This window comes from Noviherbaspirillum cavernae (assembly GCF_003590875.1).
Lineage (GTDB): Bacteria > Pseudomonadota > Gammaproteobacteria > Burkholderiales > Burkholderiaceae_D > Noviherbaspirillum > Noviherbaspirillum cavernae.
On the sequence record NZ_QYUN01000003.1, the window covers coordinates 490,234 to 504,732 of the forward strand.

A 14,499-nucleotide genomic window follows, 5' to 3' on the forward strand; every position below is an offset into this window, starting at 1 on the left:
CTTGAATTCGCCCTCGGATGATCGGTTTTTCTTCCTCCTGATTATTTTTTGTCGACAATGTCCGACAACATATTTGATGCCAGCCGAAGTTTGGTTTGTGTTTCTTTGGTGACCGCGTGTAATTCTGATCCCCGGCATTGATCGTCTGGTTCGCCTGAAGTTGAGGAAGCGATTATTTCGATGTTCGAACTTCAATATTCGCGGCTCGTGACGGCACGCAGAGCAGTACAGCACGCAATGGGCGGCAATCGAGCCCATCGCCTGCAAGATCGGGCACAGCAGAGACACTGCGGCGAAGGATGCGCGAGCGTGGCGCGGGTCCGCGTCCGGGAGCAAGTGCAGCCGAGCAGGAACGGCTCAAGGCGCTCGAACGGGCGGTCAGGGAGCTGCGCCGTGCCAAAGAGATCCTTCGCTTGGCCGGCGCATTTTTCAGCCAGGCAGAGCTCGACCGCCGCTTCAAGCCACGAGGGCATTCATCGACAAGTACAGGGACACCTTGGGTCGAGCCGATCTGCGAAGTGTTGCAGGTCGCACCATCTGGATGCCGGCATCACGCGGCCCGGCATTGCAACCCGGCTTCGAGAAACGCACACGAGCGGCGTGACGAAGCATTGCCGCAGGCGCGCCGGATGTCGACGCTCCTGCTATTTGTGTTTTTTGGACAGGCGCCACAACGATTGAAACAAGCTTTTTTGCAGCGATGCCAGTTCGCGACTCTCGATTGTGAGTGCGTAATTCTCATTCTTCGATGAAATGTAGACGACGGTATCGTCGCAGATGTACACCGTCATTCCCAGATCCAATTCGGATGGGGCGAACCTGAGCTCGCGCAGTGCGCTTCGGTCTGTGTCCCAGATCGGTTCCGTTTCGCGTGAGTACGATCTGACGACGTCCAGATGTATGCCACGCTTGATTCGTTCGGCGATATATCCATCCATCCAGGCGGCACCCGGAACTTCCAGCAGTTCGTGCATGGACAGGATGCCGTACAGATGTTTGGACTGGCATTCCAGTGTCGTCCACAAAGCGTGTTGTATCCCTTTTTCCCCCTCGTAAAATCTGATGCGCGGTTTGCGTGGGGTGCTATTGAACATCGAACGCAGTTCAGGGACAAGCTCGTCAAGCATGATTCGAGTTTGTTCCCATTCCCGGATCAATACGTTGGGGTCTGCGGGAACGACCTGGCGTACTCCGTCATCTCCGTGAACCTGCGTCAGCAATCCGCGACGCTCAAGCCGTGTCAGCAGATCATATCCATTGGTTCGCGTCACGCCGGCGCGCGTTGCGACGAGTGTGACCGGAGCCCCTCCCAATTCAAGAGCGGCAAGATAGAACCGCTGCTCCTTTTCGTCCAATCCTACTGCGGCAAGTTTTTCGTTCATTACAGCCTCTTGTCGACAACATTCGACATAAAAGTAAATCACCAGACGAATTTAAACCACCGAGCTCGAGAGCGCAATGCCTTAATTATGGAAAGAGAATAGTCAAGATACGGCACGATGCGGGAGCACAACATGTGGATCAACACTGCATCACCCATTGGAGGGTCTCTCTGTTTCCCGAGCCGACTTTGTGGAGCATGACCTTCTTCAATAAAAAATCAGCCTTTTTCATCCTCGCCAGGAAAATATTCCAGCACCTCGGTTCTTCGAATTTCTTGAGCTGATTCGAATTCAGATTGCCGTATTTCCTCCCTAAGGAAATGACTTTTCCAGAAAATTTCGAGCATTCCTGCCAGCCGCCGCAAATGCTCACCTTCTGCAGTAGACGCTTCAATTTGTCGAGTTCATTTGACACACGGAACCACGAATGACCGCTTACCACATATCGCTGTCGAATCATCTCATACCCGGAGGAAAAATCATGGTGATCTAGCTCGCAGCAATCAATCCAGACTTGGAATCTGATTCAGTCCGGCACGAACCTTCGTGCCTTAACTTATATAGCAAGACATATTCAAGAAAAATTTTATGACCTCACCTTTATCAAATACTCCTGTAGGCTTGCAGTCCACCATCGCTTCTCTCAACATTTCGAACAACAGCTCTACAAATGCGCCCGTAGAACAGAAGAAACTTTTTGTAAGCCTTGATGAGTTTATAAAAATCAGTGAAGAGCATGACTCCGGCCTGCACACGATTCTGGTTGGCGGCGGTCCTCGGTCGGTCGCCCAGGCCGTTTCCGAAATGGAACTACTGCGCAGCCATAAGCAGGATTTCCTTGAGCTGCAGGCATTAGGCGCAGAGTACGATATCCAAACCACCATCATCGAGCGGAAAGGTGCGGACTACGTCGCTCGCGGCAACGCTTGGGGGCCGGATCAAGGAGAAGGCACGGTGAATACGACGCCGGAGGCCGCCCAGAACCACAAGCCCCGCTTGCAAGAATTTTACAAGCAAGAGCGCTCAGAGCTGCAAGCCAAGTACGATGAAAAAAATCCCATAGCAGGTTCGACTCTGGCCAGCGCATTCCAGCAGCCGGATGGCACCGAAGAAGCTCCCAACGTTACTCGCGCCGCTATCACTCGTCAGGATCAGGGCCGCGAAGAGCTGGACAACTTCAAAAAAATGCATGGAGAAATCCAGAACGAATTTCCCTTCTACAAATTGCGCGTGATCACCGATACCTCGGTCGACAAGATCGATCTCAGTGCCCCCAACCACCCTCAGGTTCTGGCAAAACCGGTGGCTTCCGGTGGCGCTGCCCGCAGGCTGATGGCAAATGCACTGGTGCTTAATACCGGCACGACTGTGCAGAATCCCATTAGCGATCCCAACGTTCGGAAACATACCTTCTCCGCGCCGATGGATCAGACTGCTGTGTCCGAATTCCTGAAAAACAAGGGCCTGCTGGATGACGAAGGTCAATTGAAAGAAGGTGTGAAGCTTGCGGTCGGCGGTACCGGATTGTCTCTGTATGATCAGTTGATTACCCTGCAACCATCGATGAAACTGATGGAGCGCGATGAGAGCTCGCCCTTCGGCTACAAGCTGACCGACTCCGCCAAGGAGAAATATCAGGGTGCCCTGACCGTCATCAGCAATACGCCTGGAAAATGGATTCCTCCGCGCCATGCGAATAATGCGCAATGGACGCAGGAAAAAGCCGCGTTGACCACACCGGAAGAGCTGCATGCAATGCTCCTGCACAAGGACGGTTGTGAAATTTATGATGCATCGTTCAAGCTCGCCATTGCATCGGTCGCCAATACCCTCGGGATCACGCCGAAACAAGTGACGCAAAGCGGATTGACCACCAAGGAACTGTTGCTGGCACAGGGCGCTTCTACGGAGCAGCACGTCGCCAAACTGGCGGAGGCCTCACATCTGGAGGGCGAAGCGCGTGAACAGGCTCTGAAGGAAGCGACCTGGACCCTTGAAGGTGCGCGTCGTCAAGCTTTTCTGTCCACCATGCTGGGCCTGGGCATGACCTCTGACATTCCGAAAACCATTCAACGCATGGAAGAGCTGGCACCGCACACCTTCAAAGGCCGTTCCGGCTACTTGATCGAGCGTGCTCAGCCAGCTGGCGTCACCAGCCCTGAGACCGCGGCGCATGAAAGCAATCGTGAGCAGATGAATGCATTGACCGTCGCCACGAACGACATCACCGCATCGCCGTGGCGGGTGCACGAATTGGGCGTGATGCTGATGGAGGCGGGCATCATCAAGTACGAGTCCGGCAGCTACAACAATCTAAAGGCCGACGAAAACGATCAGCAGCTCAGCTTCACGCCACATGGCGAGGGTGCCGAAGTAAAACAATTCGACGCCTTCATCGTTTCGCCGACATTCAATCGCAAAGCCGAGCCTGCGCTGCAATCGCTCACAGGCCAGGTCAAACCTATCGATCCAAGCATTCCTGATCTGCCTGACGTAACCTCGAATCGCATGCTGCTCAGCCCAAATGGCAAACCCGTTAACGTTCAGGACTACGGCTATAACGGCACGGGCGATGCTCATCCGAAAACAAAGTCCAAGATCGGCCTGAAGGCTTACGACGTGAACAATCGTGATTCAGCCTATGATGTTTCTCCGGGTCTGGCACTCCGTCGCATGGCTCGCGCCCATTTGAATGCGGCAGGATTGAATCTGGGCAGCGATGAGATTATTGAATCGTTCTACAGGAGACATGCTCACGTGACCGATAAAAGTTATAGCGAGGAAACTGCTAAATTCAAGGAGCACTTCACGAACGCCATGGACAAGGCTGCTTTTGTAAACGCAGTGGAAAATGCCGTCGAACAGATTCCTGCGCCACTCCGGGAACTCAAAGGAAATATCTTCAGCACGTCGATTGAAGAATTTTCCCACACGCAGGCCGGTCGAGAAAAAGCGATCATTGTCGGCCGGACCGAGAATCCGCAAAGTCTGAAAGATTTGACGCCAGAGGAATTCGTGGCTGCGCGCCGTCAGCGCCTTTTCGCGGAAGCCATGGATGATTTCGATGCTACACGCGGCACGGACCGGGGAAACCTGCCAAAGTTCGAACCGGCAAGCAAAGAAAGCTATTTCAAGCGCTACATCGATTATCCGATGCATGTACATGAAGCGGTGTATCAGGAAGCCTTGAAGCATGCGACCGGTTTTTTGCAATCGAAAAATGAAGAAGGCAAGAAGCAAAGCGCAAAAACATCCGTTGAGCACACAAGAATCATGGCTCAACAAACCAGTAAAGTCTGATAGGAGCACAACGTTCAACTCAAAGTGAAATGTCTTGAGTCAAGCCAAGGGGAACCATGAGGTTTCCCTTGGCTAACACGACTGCATGATCAAGCGCGTGGAATACCCTCATGGCGCATCATTCCTTTCTCGCGATCGCCTTCCACATTCAGCACCTTGCCCAGGCCGAGGAACATGTTGGCCAGGATCAGGATCGCGGAGGTAGTCGCGATGTAGATCACGGACAGCACAGCCAGTGTCGGGGCGGTGAATTCACGCACGTAGTTGTACATCGCGACCGGCAGGGTCTGCGTCGCCTGCGCGGTGATGAACATCGAGGCGGTGAATTCGTTGAACGACATGATCGAGGCGAACAGCCAGCCGCCGAAAAAACCCGGCACGATCAGCGGCGAGGCGAGGATCGCCTGCAGCGTTGCCTTGTACGGAAACGCATGGCGCTTGACGGAGATGGCGAGTGCCGTGCCGACGATCAAGGCAATCGTTGACGCCCATGCCATCACGATGACGGCTGGACCAAGCAGGTCCGCAAAAGTTTTTTGAAATAGACTGTGCATGGTCTTCAGCGGAACGCGAGGAAGATGCCATGAGCACAGCAGCACTGACGGCAAGGGAGCGTAACGAGACCCGCGTGACTACGCCGCCGATGTCCTTCAGCACCGCGTCGATGGCCTACACCTTGTCGTGCCAGTCCTTCTGCTCCTTGGGAGAACGGTAGAAGATGGAATTGGTCTGCTCGCCTTCCTTGCAGGTCAGGCGGTCGATGCCGCCGGGCATTCGTGCGTACGGGTGCAACGCTACCGGCTGATCGCGTTCGGCGCGGACTGTCCGGGCCGGCCTTCGCGTCCGCTTTCCTCGTCGAGGACGGATGGCATCGGATCGCCTGCGGCATCGTCTCTTCCCTGGATCAATACCGGATTGTTGCCCATCGTGATGCCGTCGCGCGTGATGGTGCAGCCGGCGAGCCAGGCGGATATGGCAACAACAAGAAGCAGCAGACGTGTCATTGAACCCTCCTCGCATGGCTATGCGTATTAGAGCTCGGATCGGCGCGCCGGTTCAAGGGCGGGACGGCTGACGCATCCTTTCTCGATGCTTGTTGATGCAGGTATATAGTGACTATGCGGCGGCTGTGCGGCGGCCACGCGAAGGCTTTCCGGCGCGAAAGCAGGGTGCGCTGATGCGCCCGCCATCAACCCGGTTGCAGATGCGTTTTCAGCAAGGCCGTGAACTCGTCCGCCGCGATCGGCTTGCTGAAGTAGTAGCCCTGCATCTCGTCGCACGCGTGTTCGCGCAGGAAGGCTTCCTGCTCCATCGTCTCGACGCCTTCGGCCACCACGGTGAGGCTCAAGGTCTTGCCCATCGCGATGATGGCTTCCGTGATCGCCTTGTCGTCGGCGCTGGTGGCGATGTCGCGAATGAACGAGCGGTCCACCTTCAGCGTGTCGATCGGGAAGTTCTTGAGCTGGCCGAGCGATGAGTAGCCCGTGCCGAAGTCGTCGATGGCCAGCCGCACGCCCATCGCCTTGATCGCCGTCAACAGCTTGATCGCGCGCTCCGGATGATGCACCACCATCCCTTCCGTGATTTCGATTTCGAGCAGGTGCGGCGCAAGGCCGGTCTCCGCCAGCACGGCGGCGATGTCGCCCAGCAGATTTTCGTCGGCAAACTGGCGCACGGAGAGATTGACCGCGACACAGATCGGCGGCAGGCCCTGCCGCTGCCACGCCATATTCTGTTCGCAGGCGGTGCGCAGCACCCATTTGCCGATCGGCACGATCATGCCTGTTTCTTCGGCGACCGGGATGAAGCGGTTCGGCGCGACGGAACCCAGTTCCGCGTTCTGCCAGCGCAGCAGCGCCTCCACGCCGGTGATCGACCCCTTCTTCAAATCGAGCTTGGCCTGATAGTGCAGCGAGAATTCATCGTGCTCCATCGCGTGCCGCAGGTTTGCTTCCAGCGTCAGGCGCTCCAGCGACAGCGTCTTGATATCGGTCGAATAGAACTGGAAATTGTTCTTGCCCTCTTCCTTCGCGTAGTACATCGCGATGTCGGCATTCTTCATCAGCGTCTGTTCATCCTGTCCGTGTTCGGGGAAGGTCGCGATGCCGATGCTGGCGGTGACGCGGCACTCCTGGCCCATCAGCATGATCGGCTTCAACGCTGCCGACAGTATCCTGCGCGCGACGACAGCGATCTGCTCGCTGTCTTCCGACTCCTGGATCAGGATGACGAACTCGTCGCCGCCCAGCCGCGCCAGCACGTCGCTGGCGCGCAGCACCTGCTTGAAGCGCGCGGCGATCTCCTTCAACAGCCGGTCGCCCGCCTCATGGCCGAGTGTGTCGTTGACGAACTTGAAGCGGTCGAGGTCGATGAACAGCACCGCGAAGTTGCGCTTGTGGCGCTGCGATGTCGAGATCGCGTGATTCACCAGTTCGCTGAACATCAGACGGTTCGGCAGCCTGGTCAGACCGTCGTGCGTCGCGAGAAACTGGATGCGCTCCTCGGCGATCTTCTGCTCGGTGATTTCGCGCGACACGCCGCGATAGCCGAGGAACTGCCCCTCGTTGTCCACCACCGGTTCGCCGCTGACGCTGATGTAGTAAGGCCGGCCGCCGGGCAGCAGGCGGTACATGATGACGTCGCGGAACGATTCGCCACCGTCAAGCAGCACGCGATGCGCATCCCAGCCGCCGCCGGCCTGGATTTCCAGCTCCGTCTCCCACGGCCGCCGCCCGAGGAAGGAACGCTGCGTCGCCATCACGTTGGTATGGCGGCTGTCCATGCGCGTGTAGCGGAACTCGCTGTCCTGTTCCCAGTACCAGTCGGTGGAGAGATTGGTCAATCCGCGAAAGCGCGCCTCGCTCTCGCGCAATGCCCGCTCCACCTTGCGCCGTTCGGTCACGTCGCGCAGCATGCCGCGAAATCCTGACGGCTCGCCGTCGGCATTGACGATGAGCTTCACCGAACCTTCGCTGACTACCTTGCGGCCATCCTTGCGTATTGTTTCCCAGTCATAGCCGTTTGACGGCACGCCGGTCTGATAGACCTCGTTGAATGCCTTCAGCACACGCACCGCGACTTCGGGCGACTGGAAGTCGCGATAGCTGCGCCCGATCACTTCGCTTTCGTCGTAGCCGACCATGCGGCAGAAGGCCCTGTTGACGAGCACGTAGTTTCCCTGCCGGTCGACTTCGTAGTATGCGTCTTCGATGGTTTCGAGAATGTTGCGATACTTCTCCTCGCTCTCTCGCAGCGCCTGTTCGGCCTTGCGGCGTTCGGCCTCGCGCGCGAAATTGCCGAGCGCGAAAGAGATGTTGCGCGCCATGCGTTCGATCAGCTCGATCGTTTCGGCGTCGAATGCATTCCTTTCGATGGAGTAAAAGACCAGCACGCCGATCACGCGTTCATCGAGCAGCAACGGTACCGCCGCGCCCGAGTGGATTCCGCCGCGCCGCGCCGAGTCGTGCCATGGCCGCGTGCGCTCGTCGTTCAGGAAGTCGTTGCTGTGGCAGGCGACGCCGCTGCGGTATGCAAGGCCGACCAGCCCTTGGCCCTGCTCGGAATCCGCGTCGATCGAAATGCCGGCACCGCCGCCGATCTTCTGCGCCTGCGTGCCGGCGACCGCGACCACCTTGATCGCCCCGCTGTCGGCGTCGGGAATGGCAATGGCCGTGACACGGAATTTTCCGCCATCGACGGCGGCATGGCACACGCGCTCATACAGTTCGGGCGCCACCGTGGCGCGCAGGATTGCCTCGTTGGTCGCGTTCAATACGGCGTACATGGCGACGAGGTGGCGCAGCCTTTCGTCGTCCCGGTCGAGTGAATCGATCTTCACGCCATTCCCCCGAACGGCAGCAACGTCCTGCCGGCGGCGTCACCCGTCGTCATCCCAATCCCCATTGCTTGTCCCTCTTGTATTTTATTCATGAGACTTTAGCCAATCGACATCATATAAGCAACAGCAAGTGGCCATGAATTCGCAGTGCGCGCAACGGTACGACGGCTTCACATTGACGATGATGCAACAACCACTTTGAACCATTTTGCGCGCGGAGCAGAAGCGGAAATGCTGCCGGCCGTTCGGCATCGACACTTGCAAGCTATCGGAACGGCGGAGTGCCGGCGTGAAGGATGGCGAGCATGGGCAGGACAGCGATGTGGAGGATTACGGCGGCCGACAGGAGATCACGAAATCGGCAATCGGATGAGAGCATGCATGGACTTGAACGTCATGCACATCAGGCTACGCGAGGCCCGTCTTCACCCAATTGCTTGAAACGCGTTCAAACCCCTCGCTTGCGGCAAGTCCGAAAGCAGCCTGCGGCTCCCTCCATTCATACCGCTCGATCAGGATGCGCGACGGCGCGATGCGAAGCACGTTGAACGAATTGGGTTCCCCTCTGACACGCGTGGATGTCGCGGTTCCGGCCTGAACGACCAACGCGGAGTACTCCTCGATCCTGTATCTCTCCGAAGTGCTTCTCGCATGCCCGACATGCATGTGCCCGGAAAGCAGCACGTCGGCTCCACAATGTGCAAACGCATTCATGGCAACCGTGGCTCGTCCCACCAGGTCCCGCGTGCCGTATGGCGTCGGCAAATCGAAGGGATGATGCGTCACGACGATCTTGACGATATGGCTGTCCAGTGCACACAGCCGTGCGCGGACACGCGCAATCTGTTCTTCGTTGATGCGGCCATCCTTGATGGTGAGGGAGCGCGCCGTATTGATGCCAAGCACAGCGACCTCGTCATCGAGATGGAACGGCTCCAGATCGGGCGTGATGTAGCGCCGGTATTTCACGAGCGGCTTCAGGAATCGTGCAAACACGTTATGCATGGAGATGTCGTGGTTGCCGGGTACGACGATCTGCGGTGTCGGCAGGGTATCGAGGAACATCCTGGCTTGCCTGAATTCCGCCGTGCGGGCGCGTTGGGTCAGGTCTCCGGACACCACGACCAGGTCCGGGCCGATGTCTGCCACGAGCCTGGTCAACGGCGCGATCACGGCCTGGTCGACGCGACCGAAATGCAGATCGGACAAATGGACAAGCGTGCGCATGGCATCACTCCCGTGCTTCCCCGGCTTCGTTCAATGGCGGCGCGATCACGGTCAACGCCTTTGGCAGTATGCGGTAACGCAACGGCGTCTCCATCACAGTAACCTCGCCGTCAATCGCGACACGCAATCGCTTCTTCCGCGAGTCGATCTCGATTTCCTCGACTGTCAGCATGTCGAAATCCCGCGCCTGGCGCAACCGCCCGAACAGGGTCTGGATCCCAAGCATGAACAGCCCGAAACGTCCAACGCGCCGCGGCATGTACAGACCGAGGTGGCCCCCATCGAGAGCGTTGCGCCCGCCGATGTTGAAACCCTCCATGACGTACTCGTTGTTGCCGATAAAAATGAACGGCGTACTTCGATGATGCGTCTTGTTGTCGGTCGTCAGGCGCACGTCGAGGAACGGATAGCGCCGCAGTCCCATCATGGCTGCCCAGCCAAAGGCGCGCCATTTCCCCCAGCCCAACCGCCTTTGCTGCTTCTCGCGATCGCGCACTACGTCAGGATAGATGCCCAGACTGGAGTTATTGAGGAAGAGACTGTCATTGACTTTGCCGGCATCAATCCTGAGCAGATGTCCGTCAGCAATATTGCGTATCGCATCGTCCAGCTCCAGCGGTATGTGCATATCCTTTGCAAAGTGATTCAGCGTTCCGAGCGGCAGCACACCCAGCGCAATGTCAGTCCCTTCCAATGCCGCGCCAACCGCATTGATCGTGCCATCGCCGCCACCCGCAACGATCACCCGCGGCTTGCGCGACACGGCATCCTGCACGGCTGCCAGGATTTCAGCGCCGCTTCCTGCAAGCGTTACCTTTGCGTTGAGCCCGGCGAGTCTGAACTGTTTCACCAAATCATTGACCCATTCTTCCGTATAGCCGGCACCGGAAGATGCGTTGATGATGACAGGAATCAAGTCTGACGATTGCATCTGGTTATTCCATGAGAAGTGTGCCTGGATGCGGTCCATGGGACATCAGCTTTCAATACGGAATCTTGATGTCGTGTGATGTATATGTCGCATTGTGAAGTACAGTATCTTCAGTATTCCTGCAGACGTTGTCCATTCCTGTTTTGTGCCGGGCAAGCCAGTGCTCCCGACAAGTCGAAGGAAACTCCCGCCGCCAGCATCCAGAGACGGACGTTGCGAATCGAAATCACTCCTGCAAGCCTCGTCATCGCTCTCCTTGAGACGGGCCGCATTCAACTCCTGCCGGCTCTTCCGATTCTCGTCGCGGCGTTGACGATCGCCGGGACATTGAGCCCGGCTGTCCAATGGCCGGAAGGGTGCGACACGCGAACCATAATGCTCACCTTCCGGGAAAGCGGCATGTCGGCTTTGCATCGCAAACGCACTACAATGGTTCCGTCTTTTTGTACTCCATTTGATGGAGCTTCCGACCGCCACCAGGAACGTATCGGCACCACCATATCCTTCCTTGCTCCCGACCAGTCATGTCCCAAAACCGATCCTCCGTCACCGCCGCAGCCAGCATCCTCGCAGCGCGCCGCACGAGCAATGAACAAGGGCCGCGTCTGCCCGAATCGTGCCGCCCGCTCGACACGGACACCGCCCTCGCCATCCAGGCCGCCGTCACCGCGCAGCTTGGCGAACGCATCGGCGGCTGGAAATGCGGCATGCCGGTTCAGGGCGCAACCGTCCTGGCGCCTATCCATGCCGGCACCATCCACACCGCAAGTCCATGCGCGGCGTTGGCACGTACCGGACAGGTACGGATCGAGCCGGAACTCGCCTTCATCCTCGGCCATGACCTGCCGCCACGCGATGCACCCTACAGCACCGCAGAAGTCGATGCCGCGATCACCCGCACGCATCTGGCGCTGGAATTGATCGACAGCCGCTACAGCAATCCGGGCGAAGCCGACTTCGCCGAGAATCTGGCCGATGGCTTGCTCAATCAAGGCCTGTTCATCGGGCCGCAGGTGGATGGCGAGAAGGCACGCATGACCGGCGCGATGCCGATCAGCGTGACGCTGGAATCGGGCGAGGCAACGCAACTGGACGGCCGCCATCCGAATGCGGAACCGCGTGCGCCGCTGTACTGGCTGGTTGAATTCCTGCGCAGCAAGGGCCAGGGCTTGCGCGCCGGCCAGGCCGTGATCACCGGCTCCTACGCCGGCAGCTTCGATGTGCCTGCGGAGCAGGAGATCACGATTCGATACGGCGAGCTCGGCGTGCTGAAGGTGCGTTTTGCCCCCGCGGCACCGCCAGCACCGCCGGCACCAACAGCGCCGACATGATCGACGCTGCTGCACTCCTCGGACGCTTCCGTCCGCGCATCACGCTGCAAACCCTGAGCCGTGGCGACGGCCTGCTGGGGATGCGGCCTTCCGGCCAGTTCGGCCCGCGCGGCGGCAATGTGACGGTGGCGCAGATCGACTGGATCTACGTCACCGATGATGGCATTCGCTGGGAGATACCGGCGCCGTCAACGATACTGAACCGTCGCCCTTCTTCCTCGCAATTCCTGGAGGATGAACAGGGGCGGCGTGTGCTGCTGCGCGACCTTGATGCCGAAGCGGATGCACTGGATCGGGTGTGGGACCTGGGCCTGCTGCCGCTGCCCGCTGACACCTTGCAGTGGCGCTCCGATAAGAGCGAGAGCGAGCACGTGCACGGACCCTTGTGGACGCTGGTGCAGGAGGATTTCTTCGGCGATTTCTGGGCGGAGAAGCTGCCCGAGCTGCAGGCCGAAGCTTGGGCCGTGGTGGTGCGCCCCGGTTTTGCGCACGAGAGCGTGCCGGTCGAGGCCTGGCACCTGATCGTCAACCCCGCAACGGGCGAAGTGCTGGGCAAGGAAGTGGCGGCGCGCATGCGGGGCCGCACACCCACCATCACACCCCTCGATCAAACGACCCATGAAGGCTCATGGCTGCTGACGCTCGGGATCGAGATCGACGGCCAGATGCTGGATCTGGTGCCGCTGCTGGTCACCCTGCTGCAACGCGATGCACGCTGGCTGGATGCGAAAAAGCTGGCCGCGATCGACGACAAGGAACTGGTGCGCCTGCGCGCGCCCGGCGGCCGGCGCATCGATGCATTGGCAGCGCCGCTCAAGGCGATCGTTGCCGGCATGCTGGACTTGCTGACCGACCCGCGTCGCAGGGAAGGACCGCTGCCGCTGTCGTCCTGGGACGCGCAGCGATTCGACATCATGTGCGCGAGCCTGCTGGAGACGCAGCGCGAACGTGCCGGCGCACACGGCGCATGGCAGCTGCAAGGCGACGCAGGATTGCGCGCATTGGCGCAGCGGCTGAACACCGCCGGCGGCATGCAGGCAATCGAGCCGCCGTCCGGCCTGGGCGTGCGCTTGCGCCCCTATCAATTGCATGGCGTGGCGTGGTTGCAATACCTGCGCGAGCATCATCTGGCCGGCATCCTGGCCGACGACATGGGCCTGGGCAAGACGGCGCAGGCGCTCGCGCACCTGTTGCTTGAAAAGCAGTCTGGCCGGCTCGGCTGTCCCGCGCTGGTCGTGCTGCCGACCTCGCTGGTGTTCAACTGGCAAGCCGAGGCCAGGCGCATGGCGCCGAGTCTGCGCGTGCTGACCTTGCAGGGCGCCGACCGCGCGGACGATTTCTGCCGCATGGCCGAACACGATGTCGTGCTGACCACCTATCCATTGCTGTGGCGCGATATTTCCGCGTTGAAGATGCAGCCATTCCACCTGCTGATCCTGGATGAGGCGCAAACGATAAAGAACGCCGCCAGCCGCAGCGCCGGCGCGGTGCGCAGGCTGCAGGCGCGCCATCGCCTGTGCATTACCGGCACGCCGCTGGAAAATCACCTGGGCGAATTGTGGACGCAGTTTGATTTCCTGATGCCGGGTTTTCTCGGCGATGCGCGCAGCTTCGCGCGCCGGTGGCGCAGGCCGATCGAGGTCAATGGCGAAACGCTGCGGGCGCAATTGCTGGCGCAACGGGTGCGGCCCTTCATCCTGCGTCGTCGCAAGGAAGAAGTCGCTGCCGAGCTGCCGCCCAGAACCGAAGTCGTCAAGCGCGTGCAATTGCAGGGCCATCAGCGCGATCTCTACGAAAGCGTGCGCGTCGCCGCCGATGAACAGGTGCGCCGCATCCTGCAACGCAAGAGCTTTGCCGGCGCACAAATCACCATCCTCGATGCGCTGCTGAAACTGCGGCAAGTATGCTGCGATCCCTATCTGCTCAAGGGCATCACGCCACACGACGACATGGAACGCGCCAAGCTGGAAATGCTGCGCGACCTGCTGCCCGCCCTGGTGGCCGAGGGCCGCCGGATTCTGGTGTTCTCCCAGTTCACCGAAATGCTGGGCCTGATCGAGGCGGAACTGGACGCGCTGCAATTACCGTGGCTGGCATTGACCGGCAAGACGCCGCCTGCGGCGCGCGGCGCAGTGGTGGCGCAATTCCAGGACAAGAGCGTGCCGATCCTGTTGATCAGCCTGAAGGCCGGCGGCGTCGGGCTCAACCTCACCGCTGCCGACACCGTGATCCACATGGACCCGTGGTGGAACCCTGCGGTGGAGGAACAGGCCACCGCCCGCGCCCACCGCATCGGGCAGGCACAAACCGTATTCGTCTACAAGTTGGTGGTCGAGGGCAGCATCGAGGAGCGCATGCTGGAACTGCAGGCGCGCAAGTCAGCGCTGGCAGAAGGCGTGCTCGGCAGCGATGCAGGATTGGCGCAGAAGTTCAGTGCCGACGATCTGCAGGCCTTGCTCGCGCCATTGGGGTGATGGCACTTGCTGCCGG

10 protein-coding genes, 1 pseudogene and 1 other annotated feature are annotated in these 14,499 nt (G+C 59.3%); of the genes and pseudogenes, 5 read left to right on the forward strand and 6 right to left on the reverse strand.

The window, feature by feature from the left end; translation table 11 throughout:
• Positions 1-217: 217 nt before the first annotated feature.
• Positions 218-614: pseudogene (locus D3870_RS22945) on the forward strand (IS3 family transposase); the annotation flags it as partial.
• Positions 422-536 (forward strand) — a sequence feature (AL1L pseudoknot). It overlaps the preceding pseudogene by 115 nt.
• Before the next feature lie 30 nt (positions 615-644).
• On the opposite strand, the gene D3870_RS20730 reads toward D3870_RS22945, so the two are convergent.
• A complete protein-coding gene (locus D3870_RS20730; protein WP_119742946.1) occupies positions 645-1,382 on the reverse strand; it encodes a TrmB family transcriptional regulator in 738 nt (245 codons plus the stop codon).
• Positions 1,383-1,970: 588 nt separating this feature from the next.
• On the opposite strand from D3870_RS20730, the gene D3870_RS20740 reads away from it, so the two are divergent.
• Entirely contained in the window at positions 1,971-4,682 is a 2,712-nt protein-coding gene (locus D3870_RS20740; protein ID WP_147375900.1) for a hypothetical protein, read from the forward strand.
• A gap of 89 nt (positions 4,683-4,771) precedes the next feature.
• Here D3870_RS20740 and D3870_RS20745 read toward each other — a convergent pair whose 3' ends face one another.
• The gene (locus D3870_RS20745; RefSeq protein WP_199710849.1) at positions 4,772-5,236 is read right to left on the reverse strand and encodes an ABC transporter permease; all 465 of its coding nucleotides are present in this window, start codon (positions 5,234-5,236) and stop codon (positions 4,772-4,774) included.
• 29 nt (positions 5,237-5,265) lie between these two features.
• Here D3870_RS20745 and D3870_RS23125 point away from each other — a divergent pair, with 29 nt between their 5' ends.
• Positions 5,266-5,397 (forward strand): hypothetical protein, encoded by a 132-nt coding sequence (locus D3870_RS23125; protein ID WP_277986382.1) that lies wholly within the window; start codon positions 5,266-5,268, stop codon positions 5,395-5,397.
• A 79-nt stretch (positions 5,398-5,476) separates the two neighbouring features.
• Here D3870_RS23125 and D3870_RS20750 read toward each other — a convergent pair whose 3' ends face one another.
• The 4 genes from D3870_RS20750 to D3870_RS20765 form a co-directional block, all read right to left on the reverse strand.
• On the reverse strand, positions 5,477-5,686 hold the full coding sequence (locus tag D3870_RS20750) for a hypothetical protein (RefSeq protein WP_119742949.1): 210 nt from the start codon (positions 5,684-5,686) through the stop codon (positions 5,477-5,479).
• 185 nt (positions 5,687-5,871) lie between these two features.
• Complete coding sequence (locus tag D3870_RS20755; RefSeq protein WP_119742950.1) at positions 5,872-8,520, reverse strand: bifunctional diguanylate cyclase/phosphodiesterase; 2,649 nt, start codon at positions 8,518-8,520, stop codon at positions 5,872-5,874.
• 408 nt (positions 8,521-8,928) lie between these two features.
• Positions 8,929-9,747: a metallophosphoesterase family protein gene (locus D3870_RS20760; RefSeq protein WP_119742951.1), complete on the reverse strand. Its 819-nt coding sequence runs from the start codon at positions 9,745-9,747 to the stop codon at positions 8,929-8,931.
• A gap of 4 nt (positions 9,748-9,751) precedes the next feature.
• Complete coding sequence (locus D3870_RS20765; protein WP_119743198.1) at positions 9,752-10,678, reverse strand: diacylglycerol/lipid kinase family protein; 927 nt, start codon at positions 10,676-10,678, stop codon at positions 9,752-9,754.
• 524 nt (positions 10,679-11,202) lie between these two features.
• On the opposite strand from D3870_RS20765, the gene D3870_RS20770 reads away from it, so the two are divergent.
• Complete coding sequence (locus D3870_RS20770) at positions 11,203-12,009, forward strand: 2-keto-4-pentenoate hydratase (RefSeq protein WP_119742952.1); 807 nt, start codon at positions 11,203-11,205, stop codon at positions 12,007-12,009.
• A complete protein-coding gene (locus tag D3870_RS20775) occupies positions 12,006-14,483 on the forward strand; it encodes a DEAD/DEAH box helicase (protein WP_119742953.1) in 2,478 nt (825 codons plus the stop codon). Before D3870_RS20770 ends, D3870_RS20775 begins: the two co-directional genes overlap by 4 nt.
• The last annotated feature ends 16 nt before the right edge of the window (positions 14,484-14,499 follow it).

What these genes read in the sequence shown, in the direction of transcription:
- D3870_RS20730 (WP_119742946.1), bottom strand. Translation starts at nt 1,382, where the DNA reads ATGAACGAAAAACTTGCCGCAGTAGGATTGGACGAAAAGGAGCAGCGG.
- D3870_RS20740 (WP_147375900.1), top strand. Translation starts at nt 1,971, where the DNA reads ATGACCTCACCTTTATCAAATACTCCTGTAGGCTTGCAGTCCACCATC.
- D3870_RS20745 (WP_199710849.1), bottom strand. Translation starts at nt 5,236, where the DNA reads ATGCACAGTCTATTTCAAAAAACTTTTGCGGACCTGCTTGGTCCAGCC.
- D3870_RS23125 (WP_277986382.1), top strand. Translation starts at nt 5,266, where the DNA reads ATGAGCACAGCAGCACTGACGGCAAGGGAGCGTAACGAGACCCGCGTG.
- D3870_RS20750 (WP_119742949.1), bottom strand. Translation starts at nt 5,686, where the DNA reads ATGACACGTCTGCTGCTTCTTGTTGTTGCCATATCCGCCTGGCTCGCC.
- D3870_RS20760 (WP_119742951.1), bottom strand. Translation starts at nt 9,747, where the DNA reads ATGCGCACGCTTGTCCATTTGTCCGATCTGCATTTCGGTCGCGTCGAC.
- D3870_RS20765 (WP_119743198.1), bottom strand. Translation starts at nt 10,678, where the DNA reads ATGCAATCGTCAGACTTGATTCCTGTCATCATCAACGCATCTTCCGGT.
- D3870_RS20770 (WP_119742952.1), top strand. Translation starts at nt 11,203, where the DNA reads ATGTCCCAAAACCGATCCTCCGTCACCGCCGCAGCCAGCATCCTCGCA.
- D3870_RS20775 (WP_119742953.1), top strand. Translation starts at nt 12,006, where the DNA reads ATGATCGACGCTGCTGCACTCCTCGGACGCTTCCGTCCGCGCATCACG.